Raw genomic sequence first — 16,570 nt, 5'->3', positions numbered from 1 at the left:
CAGCACTCAGAACTTTTACTATGCTGCCGGAACAACAAGAGCGGATTTTAGGTAACTTCATAAAAGAAGCCAGAGACCATCTGAATACGATTGAGCAGGGGTTACTAAATCTCCAAAGTACCTTGCAGAACCCGAAAATGCTGAAAGAAATTTTTCGGGCGGCTCATTCGATCAAAGGAAGTGCGGCTATGCTGGGGCTGAATAGCATTCAGCACACCTCCCACCGCCTGGAAGATTGTTTTAAAGTTCTCCAAGAACATCCTGTTCAGGTTGACCAAAAGTTAGAATCTTTGTTTCTCGGTGTATGTGATACCCTCAAGGTGCTATTAGAACATTTGAGTGAGCCATTTGGTCTCTCGGAAGAAGCTGCTAATAATTTGATTTTAGAAACTGAGTCGGTGTTTAAATGGTTGCACGAGCATCTGGAACTGCTGGTAGAACAAACTGGAAATAGGGTAAAAAAAGAAAATATTACAACAGCAGAACCCGGTGCCCAGGATAGTGTCAGCACACTTATCGAGCTGTTCTTGCGGCCAGATATTATCAATTGGGAAGAAGACACCGAAATTACATCGACAGAATCATCAGTGTCAATGGTAAATCAACAACAAGATTTGCTCATACCCACCCAATGCGCTGACAATTGGGATGAATTTGAAACCCAGGTGTCACAAACACTGCGGGAAATGTTGCAACTGTTTAAGAAAAATACAACACCCGCATCTCGGAATAATCTTCAGCAATGTTGTCAGCAGTTAGTCAAACTCGGACAAAGGTGGAATTTGCTTCATTGGTCTAGCCTATGTCAAGCTGCTACAAATGCGATCGCTAATCCTGAAAATACCTATCTCACTCTCGCCAAAATTGTTATCACCGAAATCAAACAAGCCCAAGAATTAGTTCTCCAAGGCAGAGAAACCGAGATTGCTACTAGTCAGCAATTAGCAGCGCTCTTGAAGCAAGAATTTGTGTTTGTTCATCAGCCCGGAGATGTCGTAGAACGCACAGCACACGAAGAGTTCTCTTCGGTTAGAGAAAATTTGAGCAGTAAATATGCTATTTCACAGCTAACAGCAGCCCCAGACAGTATAACCAGCCTAACTGAAATTGCTGGGAAATTTCAGTCCAGTGAGGATATTTTAGACACAATAGAAAACACAGTTCCTGAAACTGTTTTTACTGAGATGTTCTCTTTGGTTCAGAAAGGAGACCCAGATATTAGCAATATTGGCGACAGTTGGTCATTAGTAGGATTAGCTGAATTAAATACTTCGGTTGATTTATTTGAAGGTGAAAAGCCAGAACTAGATGAACCCTGTCAACAACAAGAAAATTCCAACATTGACCACAATTTTGGGGATACAGAACATCAAGAACGGCAAAATCAACAAACATGTGCGAGGGTTTACAGCAAATCACAGGATTCTTCTGCTGATATTAACCCAAATGATGTAATAAATGGTTTATTGGCAGTAACACAAGATGAAGAAGTAAAACAACCAGAACCAGTATCAAATAACCAAAAAAAAAGTTATGATGATTTATTATTAGAAACAAATGATGCAGATATACAGGATATTTTTCGGGATGATTATATAGAATTCCAACCTAATATACTTCAGCCAGAGTCTTTAAATTTAGATGCTTTGTTTGATGATTTTGTTGATGTCGAAGACCAGCCACAAATTTGTAGTAATGATGGAGAAATAATTAATTTATTTGAAATAATACCTACACCAATAATAGAACTTAAGGATACAGAAGACAATTTAAACGACTTTTGGAACCAAGAAAGCGCAACACAACAAGAAAACAAAGCAGTGTCTGTACTTGAAGAAGATGTGGCAAAAGCTTTAGATGATAGTTTGTTGGCAGGGGTGGCTGACGATATTTTTGGCAGCGTTGAAGAATCTCAACCGAAGCATTCAGCAAGTATTAATAGTGATAATATCTCTTTGCATGAGCAAAATTTGTTATTTCCATCAGATGATTTATTTGCAGACTTAAGCGACAGCCACAGCGCGGAAAGCAGGGGGTTTCAAGCAGGTATTAACCAAAGGGACAATCACACCATTGCATCATTTGATGTGGATGAGGGATTTGGCTATGTGGAGAAACTCCTCACAGAAGCAGATAAAATCATATCTCACTTATCACAGATTAAACCAAAACAGCACATAAGTAAAATACCTCCTCTTTTAAATCGTCGTACAGCTAGATTTGAGGAAACCATGAAAGTGTCAGTTAGGCAACTGGACGATATCAGCAATTTAGTTGGGGAGTTGGTGCTAAAACGCAATACTTTAGAACAGGATCATCAACAGCTACGGCAATCTTTAGATAAGTTGTTCATTCAAGTGCAACAGCTGTCAGAGGTGGGGGCAAAGATGCAGGAATCGTATGAGAGATTGCTGTTAGAAGCTCCTCTCCTGGCCATTCGCAAAACGAAAGAACCTCAAAGACATCCCAGAACTAACCACAAGAATAATGATTCCCATACAGATCGGGGTTTTAGTGAGTTAGAAATGGATCGCTTTACTCCTTTTCATAGGTTATTTCAACAAATGATTGAATTTATTGTCCGGGTGCGTGAGTCAGCGAGTGATATTCATTTTGTCACGGAAGAAACCGAAAGAGTGGCCCGACAGTTCCGCCAAGTGACAAAGCAACTACAAGAGGGATTGACACGAGCGCGAATGGTGCCTTTTTGCGAAACTATTGATGGCTTGCGCCGAGGAGTACGGGACAATGCCATCAAGTATGGTAAACAAGTAGAGTTGGTGATTTCGGGTGGAGATACCTTAATTGACAAGATGATTTTAGATCGTCTCACTGATCCGTTGACTCATATGCTTAACAATGCCATCGCTCACGGTATTGAAACGCCGCAAATTAGGGAAAAATGTGGTAAACCCCCCGTGGGATACATTACGATTTGTGCGTTTCACCAAGGTAGCCAAACCGTGATTTCTGTGGGTGATGACGGTGCAGGTATCGATCCTGAAAGAATCAAGGCAAAAGCGATTCAAATGGGGATGATTACACCAGCCGAGGCAAAATCTATTTCGCCCATGGAAATCTATGACCTGCTATTCCAGCCGGGTTTTAGCATCAAAGATAAAGCAGATGAGATTGCCGGGCGTGGTATAGGAATGGATATAGTGCGCTCCGCAATTAGGGAAATGCGCGGCATAGTTAACATAGATTCTACCGTCGGCAAAGGAACGACCTTTACGATTCAGTTACCGTTAACCTTGAGTATTTGTAAAGCTCTATGCTGTGTTTTTGATCAAGTGCAGATTGCTTTGCCAATGGAGGGGGTGGAAGATACCCTAGATGTACCCGTAAAAAGTATTCAGCACAACGCCGATGGACAATCATATATTTATTGGCGTGATAGAATGCTACCCTGCCCACCGTTGAAAGAACTTTTAACCTTCAATCGTCAGATCAGTCGCGGTAGTGTTTATGGTGGTAACCGAGATGACGATATGGTTTCGCTTGTGGTAGTACGATTGCCTCCAGCAATGCGCTCCGCGCAATGGGGAAATAATTTGATTGCGCTCCAAATTGACAAAGTGCTGAGTGAGCAAGAAATTGTGATCAAGCAATTTGAACCCCCTGCACCTAAACCCATTGGTGTTGCTGGTGCTACAATTTTAGATGACGGTCGAATTATGCCCATCGCTGATGTAGTAGAAATTATTGATATCTTCCAAGGACGGATTTCTAGACAAAATGGTAGTAATCCTCGGCAGCAACTAGAAATTCCCCATGTGTCAGAAACTAGGGCGAAAAAAATTGATCCCACAGTGCTGATTGTCGATGACTCAATTACAGTTAGAAAGTTACTTTCACTGACATTTAATAAAGCTGGTTATCGGGTTGAACAGGCGCGTGACGGACAGGAAGCTTGGGACAAACTTCGTTCGGGTCTACCTTGCGATATCGTATTTTGTGACATCGAAATGCCCCGTTGCGATGGACTGGAATTGCTCTCCCGCATCCAAAAAGATCCCAACCTCAACCACATTCCTATTGCCATGCTTACCTCAGGGCGTGCAGACAAACACAGACAAATGGCAATTCAACTCGGTGCTACTGGCTACTTGACCAAGCCTTATCTCGAAGAAGTTTTACTGCAAGCGGCTGTACGGATGCTTACAGGAGAAAAAATAGTCAGTTCTTAAGGGGTTGGATAATATACATCTGCAATAAAGAATGTAGAGACGTTCCAGGGAACATCTCTAGACGGTGGTTTAACAATATCCTTCTATAACAATCTTTTGTCACTTTCCGAAATAAACAAGCAGTAAGCATAGTAAATTATGCAGAGGAATAAAAGGGTTTGAAGTGATTTATGGCACTAATACGGAAATGTTATGTTATCGTAAACTCCATAGGTATTGACTGACACTACCCCCTTATTTATTTTCCCCACACTTCCTAAATATTGTCTGACTAGGTAATCAGTCTTTTTACCTTTTTTCCCATCTCCTGTTTCATCGATGACTACGGTAATTGCTTTTCCATTTAATGCTCTCTTGATTTTCTGTAATCTTCGGTTCCTTACCTTTCCTACTGACCACTCTGAATTGGCGATGAAATGATGTAATAATTGGGCTGAGTTGATACTTACTACTTCTGCTATCTCCGTTAATGATTTTCTTTTGATTGTTGAAATCATTCCCAAATGTAAATATTTGAAGCACTCATAATTTCTTACTTCTTTGAATATGTCTCTGTACTCCTCAGAATATTAATCTATGACTCCCACTATCGGGTGAGTATCTCGACGTAAATGTTTCAGGATTTGTAATTCTACATCCATTGCTCTACCTACCTTGTAGATTTTTTTCTTTTAAATATCATATTCTTTGTTATCGGAAAGTGACAAAAAAAGTATATGCTCGAAGAAGAAACCTACGGGTATGATGAAGAGAAAAGACAAGAATTTCCCACTAAAATTAGCCAAAAAGAAGCAAAAGAGCTAGTCTAGGTTGATGAATCAGGAATAGATAATAGAGAAGACTATGGTTATGGATGGAACCCCAAAGGACAAAGATTCCATGATTTAAAGTCAGGAAAAAGAAACATTAGAGCTAGTATAATGAGTGGTTTATGTCAAGGAAAGCTAATTGCTCCACTGACCTTTGAAGGCTCTTGTAATCGGTTAGTTTTTAAGACATGGCTCGAAGAAAAACTTCTACCTCAACTCCATTGATCATTTTTACTAATCCACTTGAAAATTGATTATATGTACTATATAAATCTGTTCGCTCCTCTAAGGAAATATACTGACATTTCACTGGAAATTTCGGCCCCACTTGGGTTTCTGCCGCTTCTGATTCACAATCATTTAATTTAGCTAAAATAAATAATGCTTGATATCTTCTTTTTCTCCAAGCTTCTGTAAAATTCCCACACGCTGAACTGGAATAACCACGTATTTGGTCAGTGAGAGAATATCTTTCTTCCACAGTAAACTGTTTTGATAATTAAAAAATCCTCATCGCTGCATTAAACGCTTTTTGATATATCACTAAATCTTCATGGGTTTTAATTTTTCTTGCTTCTTCTTCCTTGTCTACCAAGTATAGCCCTATTGTAAATCTCTTTGTAAAAAACCTACCCCTGTGAGGGGGTTGAGGGTGGGGTGCTAATTTGTAATCACTGTGACTCATTAGGGCTGGCCGAATCAGGGTGAAAACCTTATCCATAAAGGCTGTCAAGAATCACTGCAAGGAAAATTCTGAAAACCCTGTTCTTTAAATCCTAATAAATCAGACTAGATATAATCTCTAACATTACCCGCCCTTTATAAGTAAATCAGTTACAGTATTGAGAACATCCTTCTGGTGAAAGATTAAAGTTTTTCTGTAGCGCCTAACATCTGTAAAAGTTTATCTACATTATCTATATCCCCAACAATACGCCGAATCGGTTGCGGCCAGACCTTGACAAGGGTGGGAGTAGCAGAAACTTGATCAATTTCTGCTTGTTCGGGATTGGTTAAAACATCAATGACTTTCATTGTGTAAGGATACCCCAGCGATCGCTCTAAAAGTTCGTGCAAATTCTCCAGGATGCGTCGGGTATTTACACTATGTCCAGCAACAAACAGACGTAAAACATAGCATTCTCCTTGCAACTGTAACTTTTGTGCAGATATTACTTGTGGATGGTGGTGGGTTTTGGTTTGGGAACAGTCCAAATCCACAATTAAATCATGGTCTTGCCAAAGTTGGGGAAACGTCGAGCGATAAGTGCTTAGTACCATGCGATCGCACAATCCGTCTTGCCAAGGTGCTGTTTGCCAAGTTAACTGGGTACCAAAAATGGCATTAAGCACAGCTTGATGTCGTATTACTGCTGGATACGCCTCCGCAAAAGTTCGCACTTGGTGGGTCTGTGGATCTAACCAGTGGTCAATAGTGGCAGTATAACAAGGAACCAAAAAGTGTGGCGGTTCTGGTAAGTCTAAGATTTCCTGCAAAACAGCACACAAATCCAAATGCCATCGACCCTGCTTGTTAGGGTCGATGCAGTAAATTAAGTCTCCTCCTGGTGTAAAAAGGGCAACACCTTTGAACAACTTGGGTTTAGATAGTTTATCTGTGATCAATTGAGTTACAGGGGTGAAAAAACAAATTTTTTTACCCTCTATTTTACTAAACTCCTCCTCGGAAAAATTGTGCCATTTCGTGAGGAGTAAGTGAAACTTCTCAAGCCGTCTCTTTGGTGATGCGACATTCTTGGTAAAGAGTCAAAACCCCCTTGCTTGGTCAATTCGGTAATCCTACCTTACCATGTTTGCTCCATTCTTTGATTGCCTGAATTAAACCTGTGATTCTGTCACATAACTTTAAAATGTAGAATTTATCAACTGAAATCAACGAAAAACCTTCTGTAGTTGTACTGAATTCCTAGGCAAGCCTACTGAGAATTTCAATGCAACAACTTGTTACATGATTTTTTTCATGTCTGTATATTTTTAGTTAATTTTTCCTGTATTGCGTTTTTAGAAAAAACTTTCTATTTTTTCTAATACAAAACTCTTTAGCAGATTACCACATCATACCCACTCAAGACCTACAGTGAGTATAGTTACAAATTCTAGTGTATTTAAATACTAACCTGTTTAAGTAAGAATGATTGCCGTCAAGAATATACACAAATAAATTCTCCACTCTTTTCTGAGAATTATGAGAATGAAGGACATTTATTATAAGAAATGTTAAGCAAAACTGAATTCAAGAGCAATAAATCCATTGTTAGGACAAAGCTCTACTATCCTCTATTCCTAAAGACAGATGGCACAAACTACCTCAGAAATTAAGTGTGAAGTTGATGTTATATCCATGATTATAAAAAATCAAGTGTAAAGTTTAGTAAAAAAATGCTCATCTTATGAAAGGCATTCTATATACTTAAATTTCATCGAAACAATTCGGTCAACTCGTTAAAGACGATATGTGACTGAAATAAAAACCTTGCTGTATTTTTTTGGGAGGAAAAGTCATGGTTTCGGCTCAAACCTCTAATGTAGGAAAGACCTACTCCTTGATGATGATTAAAAGTTTTTTGATTTGGACTTTCACATTGGCAGTATGCTTGTTGGTTGTCGGTTTTCCGTTGGTCTTTTTAATGGCTACGGTCGGATGTTTGTTGTCAATTGTGTTGCAATCCGTAATGCCTGCTAGTGCAGTTTTGCTTGTATCGGGGGGTTTAATCATGTTGAATATCATGGCAGTAATCATCGCTGCTGGGGTGTTGACATTTAAGGGTGTACATCCGAACCAAGTTAAGTGGTTGAGCTGGTTACATGGAGAGGCTGAACAAACGCAGACTTCTGTATATGCTGCTTGTCCTTTAACTTGTGAGATCAAGTCATAGTTCATCCTGCTCAATTCGACAAACAGAGCATCTGCCCGGTCAGTCCGGGTTTTTTCATTTTAATTTTTGCTATTGTAAGCAAGGATAATCCCGCTATCCCAAAGATACGGGATTTTAAAATTGGCAATACTCAGAGTTTGTGGTGAATGGTGAAGCTTTCAGGATTTAGCTTGGAAAGCTAATAGCCACCTAGTACACGATTTGATCTATTTATCTATGCTTAAAGCATGACTATTAAAAAGAAAGTTAGCATTATTTTGGGTACACGACCAGAAGCAATTAAGCTTGCTCCAGTGGTTCAAGTATTTCAACAATCTTCAAAATTTGAGTTGCAGGTAATTTTAACTGGACAGCATCGCGAAATGGTTGAGCAAGTGATGCAGTTGTTCCATCTTGAGGCTGATTATAATCTAGAAATTATGCAGCCTCAGCAAACTTTAAATGATATTACTTGCCGCAGCTTACAGGGATTAGAAGCAATATTCCAAAAAAATAAGCCGGATTTAGTCATAGTTCAGGGGGATACTACCACGGCTTTTGCCGCAGCTTTAGCAGCTTTTTATCAAAAAATCCCTGTTGGTCATGTAGAAGCGGGGTTAAGAACTGATGATTTGTTGAATCCATATCCAGAGGAAGGGAATCGACGGCTAATTTCTCAACTCACCCAGTTACATTTTGCGCCAACTGTTTGGGCGGCGGAGAACTTACAAGTTTGCGGCGTTTTGGGAAACATTCACATTACAGGTAACACTGTCATTGATGCACTATTAAACATAGCTACAACCAAACCCGGCTGTAATATATCGGGTTTAAATTGGAACTCATATCGCACCCTGTTAGCAACAGTGCATCGGCGGGAAAATTGGGGAGAACCACTGGATGCGATCGCTCAAGCATTTTTACAGATATTGGATAAGTTTCCTGATACAGCCTTGCTATTACCATTGCACCGCAACCCCACAGTGCGAGAACCATTACAAGCAGTTTTAGGGAATCATCCTAGAATTTTCTTGACAGAACCACTAGATTATGAACAACTAGTGGGAGCAATTGGGCGATCCCATTTCTTATTAACTGATTCTGGTGGTTTGCAAGAAGAAGCCCCTAGCCTGGGAAAACCAGTATTAGTTCTTAGAGACACTACAGAAAGGCCAGAGGCGATAACTGCTGGTACAGCTAAACTGGTGGGAACTACAACTGAGAAGATTGTTCAAGCGGCGGGAGAGTTGCTAAGTAACCCCAAAGTGTATGAAGCAATGGCAAATGCTATCAATCCTTATGGAGATGGTCATGCAGCTGAACGCATCTTAGAAATTGTAGAAAATTATTTTGACATTCAATGTTGATGAGAAGACTAGTACTCAGTACTTAGCTTAGGTTCTAAATATGGTACTGCGAGTTTCGGGTCCCACAACGCCATCAACTCGTAAATTATTATTCGCCTGAAATTCCCGGACTACGCGAGTAGTAGTAGGTCCATAATACCCAGTTGGTTTGACACCTAAAGCTTTTTGAACTTCTGTTACTGCTGAACCGCGAGATCCTAAACTGAGGACAACTTGCTTATCCGTACTATTTTTCTGGGCATTTTTAAATATAGCAATGCGAGTTTTGGGGCCGACAATACCATCAACTCGTAAATTATTACGAGCCTGAAATTCTCGGACTACGCGAGTAGTAGTGAGTCCATAATATCCGGTTGGTTTGACACCTAAAGCTTTTTGAACTTCTGTTACTGCGGAACTGCGAGAACCCAAACTCAAATTAACTGGGCTAACAACAGGACGGCGAGTAATCTTGCTAACTCGACGATTATTTGGTGTACTGCTAATCCATCTAGCTGAAACAAATCTATTGGGAGACAGCCGAGCAAAACCGTTAATAATTTCCGTAGTCGTTATTTTAGTACCATGAGGAATACATCCCAGAATTGCGGAGTTGAGATTTGCATCTTGACGGATACGTAAACAACTACCGTTAGTTCTTACATATGATGTTGATGTTGATATTGAAGCTGTTTCCGCGTGGGCCAGTGTGGCAAACAATACACTAATGCCAGCCAAAGCCAACCAGGCAGAGGATTTTAGAAAATTTATCCAGTGGAATTGCCACCTCGGAAGATGATCTGCTGTGGCTGTTACTATGGCAGCATGTCTCAAAAGTTTTTTCCACTCAAACTCAAACTGAGGAAGATTGTATTCAATGTTGCCATTGGCTTCTTCGTTAGCCATAAACATATGTGAATAAGCCATGTAATCCATAATGCACTCCTTTATGTCAAGAATAACTTGATTTGCTTCTATATTTAATTTTAGTGTATTTTAAATTACAACAAAGATTTGCTTCCAGGTATTAATAAAAGTTAAATTCCTTCCATCTGGAAAGTATTTTCCCCTTTTGAGGTAAAAATTTTGATGTTTTCAATTTCAACAGCTATCTGGCGAGAAAGAATGTAGAGAGGTTTTAGAACACGGATATTAAATTTTACATAAAAAAATCATGACCAGTATGTTGAGGTTGAACCTAAGCGATACTGTCATGAAGTTGACAAACTATGTCAATATCTCACCGAATCAGGATACGCGGCTTGTCACTGGTTCGGTGACAACTAACTCTGGTTGTGGCTGTTCGTCTTCCTCTGGTAAACCGAAAATCGATCTATATAAGTTTACATACTGCTTGGCGGATTCATACCAACTGAAGTTCTGACTCATACCACGTTTTTGTAATTCTTGCCATTGAGGTTGGAAACGGAAGCCTTCCCAAGCTCGAATCATACAGGTAAACAGGTCTAGTGGTTCATAGCGATCAAAGCAATAACCAGTGCCGGCGGCGTTCATGGGGTCGTGGTGTAATACGGTGTCAACTAATCCACCTGTACGGCGGACAATAGGGGGACAACCATAACGCAAAGCCATCATTTGACTGATACCGCAGGGTTCAAATCGGCTAGGCATTAAGAAGCTATCAGCACCAGCATAAATCCGGCGAGATAGGGCATCATTGTATAACAGATATGTTGCCATACGTCCGGGATAGCGAGATGCTAACTGCCACATTTGGGTTTCGTAGTAGCGATCTCCTGTTCCCAAGAGCACGAATTGGGCATCCGTATAAGCCATGAAGCGATCCAATATCTGCAAGACCAAATCAAGGCCTTTTTGCTCTACTAGACGTGTCACCATGCCAATTAAAAAGGCTTGGCTATTCACTTCTAAACCCACTTCTTCTTGCAGAGCAATTTTGTTAGCTTTGCGTTGATCCAGGGTATCGATAGTAAAAGTTTGGCGAATCGCTTTATCGGTTGCGGGATTGTAAATGTCAGTGTCTATGCCATTGATAATCCCCGATAACTTACCACTGATGAAAGACAGTAAACCTTCGAGGGTTTCACCGTAAGCAGGGGTTTTGATTTGTTCAGCATAAGTGGGAGAAACTGTATTTACTCGGTCAGCATACTGTACCGCAGCCGCCATGGTGTTATGTCCCTGCATATACCAAGGACACCAAGTAATTTTTTCTAAATACCATCTCCACGGTCCTTGATAAGCTAGGTTGTGAATAGTAAACACCGTGGTAATGTCAGGGTCTTGGTGCATCCACACCGGAATCATTCCTGTGTGCCAATCGTGACAGTGGATAATTTGTGGTTTCCAGTAGTTCCAGCAAAATTCAGATGCTCCATTGGCAAAGAAAGTGAACCGCCAGTCCTCATCATCACCACCATAAATCCGACGAGGTAAAAAGGCAGGATGTCCAAATAAGTACAAGGGAACATCAGTACCAGGTAAAACGGTTTCGTAAACGTCAAAGTCCTGGAACATGGCAGATCCTTTCCAAATCGCTGTTTTAGGAACTTCCATTTTGTCTGGGAGGAAACCGTAATAAGGTAAGAATATGCGGACATCATGCCCCATTTTTCTGAGTATTTTGGGCAATGCTCCCACAACATCCCCCATTCCTCCCACTTTGGCAATGGGAGCTGCTTCTGCTGCCACGAATAGAATCCGCATGGTAGTTTTTATTTCCCCGGTTTTGCTTATTTGTTTTCAGTTGTCAATCAACAGTTATTAGTTTTTCACTGCTGACTGCTTACTTATCTAATCACATCTGCTTACCCAATAGATGATGACCCCCGTTGGATCTCGGTAAATATTTCCTCTAAAATTTCCTGCGCGCCTTGTTTTTTTAACAGGTCTGCTAGCTCTGCACCCAATTTTTCGGCATCTTCAACAGCACCAGTTACAGAGTCTTTGACGAGTTTTTGACCATCCACACTGGCAACTATCCCGGTGAGGGTTAAATTATCACCATCTATTTCTGTATCTACCCCTATGGGTACTTGACAACCACCTTCGAGAATGCGCAAAAACGCTCTTTCCGCCAAACAGCGATCGCGAGTTTGTTTGTGTTCAATAGCTTTAAGTATGGTGATGATTTCCTGGTCATCAGCACGGCATTCTATCCCTAAAGCTCCTTGTCCCACTGCGTGGAGGGAAATGTCCTTGGGAAGAACTTGATGAATGCGATCGCTCATGCTCAAGCGCTGTAGTCCTGCTGCTGCTAAAATCAGAGCATCATATTCCCCCGCATCCAGTTTTTCCATACGTGTATTTAAATTTCCCCGGACATCTTTAAATGTCAAGTGAGGGAATTTGTGGCGTAACTGTGCTAGTCTTCTTAAGGAAGATGTACCAATTACTGCACCTGTTGGTAGAGTCTCAATTTGTTTATTTTTATATTTATCATGCACTACCAAGGCATCTGCTGGGTTTTCCCGTTCTGTAATTACTGCCAGAGTTAACCCGTTTGGTAGATTAGTTGGTAAATCCTTCAGGGAATGAACTGCAAAGTCAATTTCCTGATTGAGCATTCCCAGTTCTAATTCTTTAGTAAATAGTCCTTTATCGCCAATTTTAGCCAATGCTACATCCAGGATTTTGTCGCCTTGGGTAGACATGGTATGCACTTCAAAAGTGATATCAGGAAATCTGTTTTGGAGTTGTTCTCGCACCCAATAAGTCTGAACTAGGGCGAGTTGACTTTTACGAGAACCAATGCGGATAGTGCGTGCAGGACTGGAAACAACTGAAGTCATAAAACAATATGTCAAACCAGGCGATAAACTTATTCTCATCTAGACTACCGCAGTAGGTGAGTCTCCGCATTGTTATTTTCTAATTCTGGTAAACTTTTTTTCGCTTTTTTTTACATTTGTTAACATCTTTTTGAATGACAAAACAGTTGAACATAGAAAATTACCCACAGAATTTGCGGTTAGAGAAATACAGTCCATAAAAAAAGTTAAACCACCCACCAGATAGAAGTGATAATTTCACTGTGATGTTATGAATAATTTGATATCTTTTTGATTAAAAACTAACTTTTCAACCCTATGAAGCGTTCCGCTTGCCTTATCTTTAATCCAGTTGCTGGTCAAGGTAACCCAGAACTAGAACTGGAAATGATTCGGGCATTATTAGAGCCAGAAATTGATTTGGATATTTATCTAACAACCGAAGAAACTGATGCTGATGAACTGGCTCAAGCAGCTGTAAAACGGGGTGTAGAAGCGATTATTGCTTCAGGGGGAGATGGTACTTTATCTGCGGCAGCTACACCCATATTAGGTAGGGATATCCCGTTTGGTATTATTTCTAGGGGAACAGCTAACGCCTTTGCTGCCGCATTGAGAATACCTAACACAATTGATGCCGCTTGTCAGACAATTTTGCAGGGACAAACTCGATATGTGGATGCAGCTTATTGTAATGGTAAGCCAATGGTATTACTGGCAGGTATCGGCTTTGAGGCTGAAACTGTAGAAATGGCAGACCGCGAAGCTAAGAAACGCTTTGGTATGATGGCTTACATTTTGGCAGGGGTGCAACAACTACGTAATTTGCAGAGTTTTGAAGTTGAAATTGAAACCGACAACAAAATCATTAAAACGAGTGCCTCGGCAATAACAGTAGCAAATGCTGCTCCTCCTAGTTCAGTATTAGCTCAGGGTCCAGCAGGTATTATTTATGATGATGGACTATTAGATTTAACAATTGTCGCGCCAGAAAGTAAAGCAGGGGCAATTGCGGCTACATTTCATCTATTACAAACGGCTTCAACGAGTAGCGCAGCAGAACGAGATGATATTGGCTACCTCCGAGCAAATCAATTTAAAATCAACGCTGAACCCCCTCAAAAGGTGGTTGTAGATGGGGAAATTATTGGCAAAACTCCCATCCAAGTTTATTGTGTACCGGCAGGCTTGAAAATTTTTGTACCTTTTGACCAAGGGCCTACTCCTACGGAAAAGCTAGACGGACTTCCTAATTTGACTGTTGAGATCAAGGAATCACAGGAGGAGTGAACAATTCAAAATTCAAAACTGTTGGCAATGGCGTTATAAAAAAGGTATGAGTGAGATGGGAAGGAAGAATTAAGACACAGGAGTAGGTCGCATTGAAACTCGTTTCTGATCCAGCGATCGCTAAAAAAATTAGCAAGATGCAGCAAAGGGTAAAATGGCAAGACCCGTCGATTGTAGAGCGCGGTATTGACCAAACTCGGCTGGTTTTAGCGGATGCTCACCGGGAAAATCAAGACTTTTCTTTTTTGGTTGTGGGTGACAGTGGTACTAAGGGCCACCGGGGACATAATCCTCAGCGACAGGTTGCGGAACAAATGCTACCCCATCACCAGGAATGTAGTTTTATGTTACACACGGGTGATGTGATCTATTTGGTGGGGTCGAGTGAATATTACCAACAAAACTTTATCGAACCTTACCGAGAGTTTCTGCTGGGGGGAGAACATCCAGAAAAGATTAATTACGACCAGATGGTTTTCAATTTTCCCATTTTACCTGTACCGGGAAATCATGATTACTATGACCTACCATTGGTCTTGAGTTTCCTGTCCTTAACTACTTTACCCCTGCGTCGTTTATTGCGATCGCAATTAGAACTGGATGTAGGCTTACATGGTTCTGGGAAGGGGAACGCTTATGCAAAGGCATTTTTGGACTATCTCAAAGCGTTTCATTTTCCAGGTGAGTTAGGGCAACACTTAGATAATTACTATACTGCTCAGACAGATACCGGGCGCTGTCTTAATTACCAACCAGGGCGCTTTACCCGCTTACCAAATCGTTATTACACCTTTTGCTACAGAGGGATTGACTTTTTTGCTTTGGACTCCAACACATTTAATGAACCAATACCAATACCGACAACCCAAGCAGGAAGAAAACAGCGCAGAGTTTTGGAACAGCGTCGTCAAAACTTTGAGCGGGAAAAGCTGCAAATTATGGAAACCGCAGCCCAACTAAATCCGGAAAATCCCAGTGAAGCCGAGAAGCTAGATGACTTGCAAAATCAGATATCACAAATTGAGGAATTAATTGTTGATATCAACAAGCAATTAAACACAGATCAAGAAACTGTGACTGATATGGAACAACTGGAATGGTTAAAACAAAGATTGATTAAATCTTGGCATACCCCAGATGTGCGGGGAAGGGTAATTTATTTTCATCATCCGCCTTATGTGACTGAAGCGACAAAATGGCAACAAGGACAAACTTTAGCTGTTCGCGACCGCCTGCGTCGTGTACTGAATGAGGTAGCGACAGAACTAGGTTCTTTGAGTCAGGGACGGCCTCTGGTAAATTTAGTCTTAAATGGTCACGCTCATTGCTTAGAACACTTGCAAACTTTGGATACAGGACACGCTGACTCTAATATTCACTGGGTTGTTTGCGGTGGTAGTGGGTATAGTTTGCGTCGCCAAAGAACTGAAGGAGGAGATTTAAGGGAAACTGTGGGAGATATAAGTAAATTAATAGCGCGATCGCATTTGTTTGTCGGTCGTCATGGTCACGGTTCTCGAAAGAAACGACCTTATTCTAGTTTACGCATTGATGTGACAGGCGATCGCCATCCTCAATTTATTCTCCGTCCCTTGGTAGCTGAATGGTATCAAAGGCAATGGCACAATTACGAAATGCCATCTTTTACTATTTGAATATGGTTTGTGCCTACCGTTAATTAACTTTCAAATCCTCTATTCCCATAAGCTAGCAACATAAATATCCCCCACTTCTTTAAGAAGTCGGGGATGTCAGCAGCTTAATGCTTAGGACAATTACTCGCCCAAAATTTCTTGTTTAAAAGATTGGATTTTTTTATTTAATTCTTGGCGAGTTTGAGATTTTGCCAGATAACGCAAAACAAACCAAGTAACATACCCAATACCAATCAACTCAAAAGTTGGTGATAGTAGAGGAATATCATTGATTGCGTCTAATACTGCTATTGCTACTTTTAATGTAATAATTGCTGTCAAAACTAAAGCAACGTTGCTCAAAGAGCGTCTATTTTCCTGAAAAAAGCTACTTAAATATTCAGGAAGTTCTTCTAAAAAGTGAGTTGTTTTTTTAGCAGCTCGTTGCCATTGATATTCAGGTCCATGAACTGCCGATAGCTTAGACTGAGATAAATTAGCAGTCTCTCGCACCGTCGGTGGTAGGATGCTATTAGTTGGGTTGGGTAAAGCCGCGCTAAAGGGGCTCGCATCCATTGTTTCTATTTGCTTTTTTTGGGTTTCCATAGGTTTTTTAGTTGCGTGGTTACAGCACTTCTTCTAAATTACTGGATTTCTATAAACATAACAATCG

At 40.7% G+C, this 16,570-nt stretch carries 10 protein-coding genes and 3 pseudogenes; 6 read left to right on the top strand and 7 right to left on the bottom strand.

Annotation, left to right across the window (positions count from 1 at the left end; translation table 11 throughout):
* The first annotated feature begins 20 nt into the window (after window positions 1-20).
* Window positions 21-4,190: a hybrid sensor histidine kinase/response regulator gene (locus NWP25_RS02545; protein ID WP_280698837.1), complete on the top strand. Its 4,170-nt coding sequence runs from the start codon at window positions 21-23 to the stop codon at window positions 4,188-4,190.
* Window positions 4,191-4,372: 182 nt separating this feature from the next.
* On the opposite strand, the pseudogene NWP25_RS02540 reads toward NWP25_RS02545, so the two are convergent.
* Window positions 4,373-4,831 (bottom strand): annotated as a pseudogene (locus tag NWP25_RS02540) (transposase); the annotation flags it as partial.
* Window positions 4,832-4,894: 63 nt separating this feature from the next.
* On the opposite strand from NWP25_RS02540, the pseudogene NWP25_RS02535 reads away from it, so the two are divergent.
* Window positions 4,895-5,218 (top strand): annotated as a pseudogene (locus NWP25_RS02535) (transposase); the annotation flags it as partial.
* Here the strand turns inward: NWP25_RS02535 and NWP25_RS02530 are convergent.
* A pseudogene (locus tag NWP25_RS02530) lies at window positions 5,181-5,486 on the bottom strand (four helix bundle protein); the annotation flags it as partial. The pseudogenes NWP25_RS02535 and NWP25_RS02530 sit on opposite strands and share 38 nt — an antisense overlap.
* Before the next feature lie 380 nt (window positions 5,487-5,866).
* On the bottom strand, window positions 5,867-6,625 hold the full coding sequence (locus tag NWP25_RS02525) for a circadian clock KaiB family protein (RefSeq protein ID WP_280650806.1): 759 nt from the start codon (window positions 6,623-6,625) through the stop codon (window positions 5,867-5,869).
* A gap of 896 nt (window positions 6,626-7,521) precedes the next feature.
* Between NWP25_RS02525 and NWP25_RS02520 the strand changes: the two genes are divergently transcribed.
* Both NWP25_RS02520 and wecB read left to right on the top strand, forming a co-directional pair.
* On the top strand, window positions 7,522-7,896 hold the full coding sequence (locus NWP25_RS02520) for a hypothetical protein (protein ID WP_280650805.1): 375 nt from the start codon (window positions 7,522-7,524) through the stop codon (window positions 7,894-7,896).
* Window positions 7,897-8,123: 227 nt separating this feature from the next.
* On the top strand, window positions 8,124-9,242 hold the full coding sequence (gene wecB / locus NWP25_RS02515; RefSeq protein ID WP_280650804.1) for a non-hydrolyzing UDP-N-acetylglucosamine 2-epimerase: 1,119 nt from the start codon (window positions 8,124-8,126) through the stop codon (window positions 9,240-9,242).
* Window positions 9,243-9,269: 27 nt separating this feature from the next.
* On the opposite strand, the gene NWP25_RS02510 is transcribed toward wecB, so the two are convergent.
* The 3 genes from NWP25_RS02510 to hemC form a co-directional block, all read right to left on the bottom strand.
* On the bottom strand, window positions 9,270-10,148 hold the full coding sequence (locus NWP25_RS02510; RefSeq protein ID WP_280698835.1) for a peptidoglycan-binding protein: 879 nt from the start codon (window positions 10,146-10,148) through the stop codon (window positions 9,270-9,272).
* A 321-nt stretch (window positions 10,149-10,469) separates the two neighbouring features.
* The gene (glgA, locus tag NWP25_RS02505; protein WP_280650802.1) at window positions 10,470-11,909 is read right to left on the bottom strand and encodes a glycogen synthase GlgA; all 1,440 of its coding nucleotides are present in this window, start codon (window positions 11,907-11,909) and stop codon (window positions 10,470-10,472) included.
* Between the two features lie 101 nt (window positions 11,910-12,010).
* The gene (hemC, locus tag NWP25_RS02500; protein ID WP_280650801.1) at window positions 12,011-12,994 is read right to left on the bottom strand and encodes a hydroxymethylbilane synthase; all 984 of its coding nucleotides are present in this window, start codon (window positions 12,992-12,994) and stop codon (window positions 12,011-12,013) included.
* A 297-nt stretch (window positions 12,995-13,291) separates the two neighbouring features.
* On the opposite strand from hemC, the gene NWP25_RS02495 reads away from it, so the two are divergent.
* Entirely contained in the window at window positions 13,292-14,263 is a 972-nt protein-coding gene (locus NWP25_RS02495) for a YegS/Rv2252/BmrU family lipid kinase (protein WP_280650800.1), read from the top strand.
* 92 nt (window positions 14,264-14,355) lie between these two features.
* Window positions 14,356-15,918: a metallophosphoesterase family protein gene (locus NWP25_RS02490; RefSeq protein WP_280650799.1), complete on the top strand. Its 1,563-nt coding sequence runs from the start codon at window positions 14,356-14,358 to the stop codon at window positions 15,916-15,918.
* Between the two features lie 120 nt (window positions 15,919-16,038).
* Here NWP25_RS02490 and NWP25_RS02485 read toward each other — a convergent pair whose 3' ends face one another.
* Window positions 16,039-16,503, bottom strand: a complete 465-nt coding sequence (locus tag NWP25_RS02485; protein ID WP_280657228.1) for a CAAD domain-containing protein — start codon at window positions 16,501-16,503, stop codon at window positions 16,039-16,041.
* Window positions 16,504-16,570 lie beyond the last annotated feature (67 nt).

Origin of the sequence: Umezakia ovalisporum Ak1311, from assembly GCF_029891685.1 — a bacterium.
GTDB classification, from domain to species: Bacteria; Cyanobacteriota; Cyanobacteriia; order Cyanobacteriales; family Nostocaceae; genus Umezakia; species Umezakia ovalisporum.
Note: the sequence above shows the minus strand (reverse complement) of the source record. Positions and strands in the feature narration are given on the sequence as shown.

Excerpts from the sequence above, each read along its gene's own strand:
- NWP25_RS02545 (WP_280698837.1), top strand. The coding sequence starts at position 21 with ATGCTGCCGGAACAACAAGAGCGGATTTTAGGTAACTTCATAAAAGAA.
- NWP25_RS02495 (WP_280650800.1), top strand. The coding sequence starts at position 13,292 with ATGAAGCGTTCCGCTTGCCTTATCTTTAATCCAGTTGCTGGTCAAGGT.
- NWP25_RS02510 (WP_280698835.1), bottom strand. The coding sequence starts at position 10,148 with ATGGCTTATTCACATATGTTTATGGCTAACGAAGAAGCCAATGGCAAC.
- hemC (WP_280650801.1), bottom strand. The coding sequence starts at position 12,994 with ATGACTTCAGTTGTTTCCAGTCCTGCACGCACTATCCGCATTGGTTCT.
- wecB (WP_280650804.1), top strand. The coding sequence starts at position 8,124 with ATGACTATTAAAAAGAAAGTTAGCATTATTTTGGGTACACGACCAGAA.
- NWP25_RS02485 (WP_280657228.1), bottom strand. The coding sequence starts at position 16,503 with ATGGAAACCCAAAAAAAGCAAATAGAAACAATGGATGCGAGCCCCTTT.
- NWP25_RS02520 (WP_280650805.1), top strand. The coding sequence starts at position 7,522 with ATGGTTTCGGCTCAAACCTCTAATGTAGGAAAGACCTACTCCTTGATG.
- glgA (WP_280650802.1), bottom strand. The coding sequence starts at position 11,909 with ATGCGGATTCTATTCGTGGCAGCAGAAGCAGCTCCCATTGCCAAAGTG.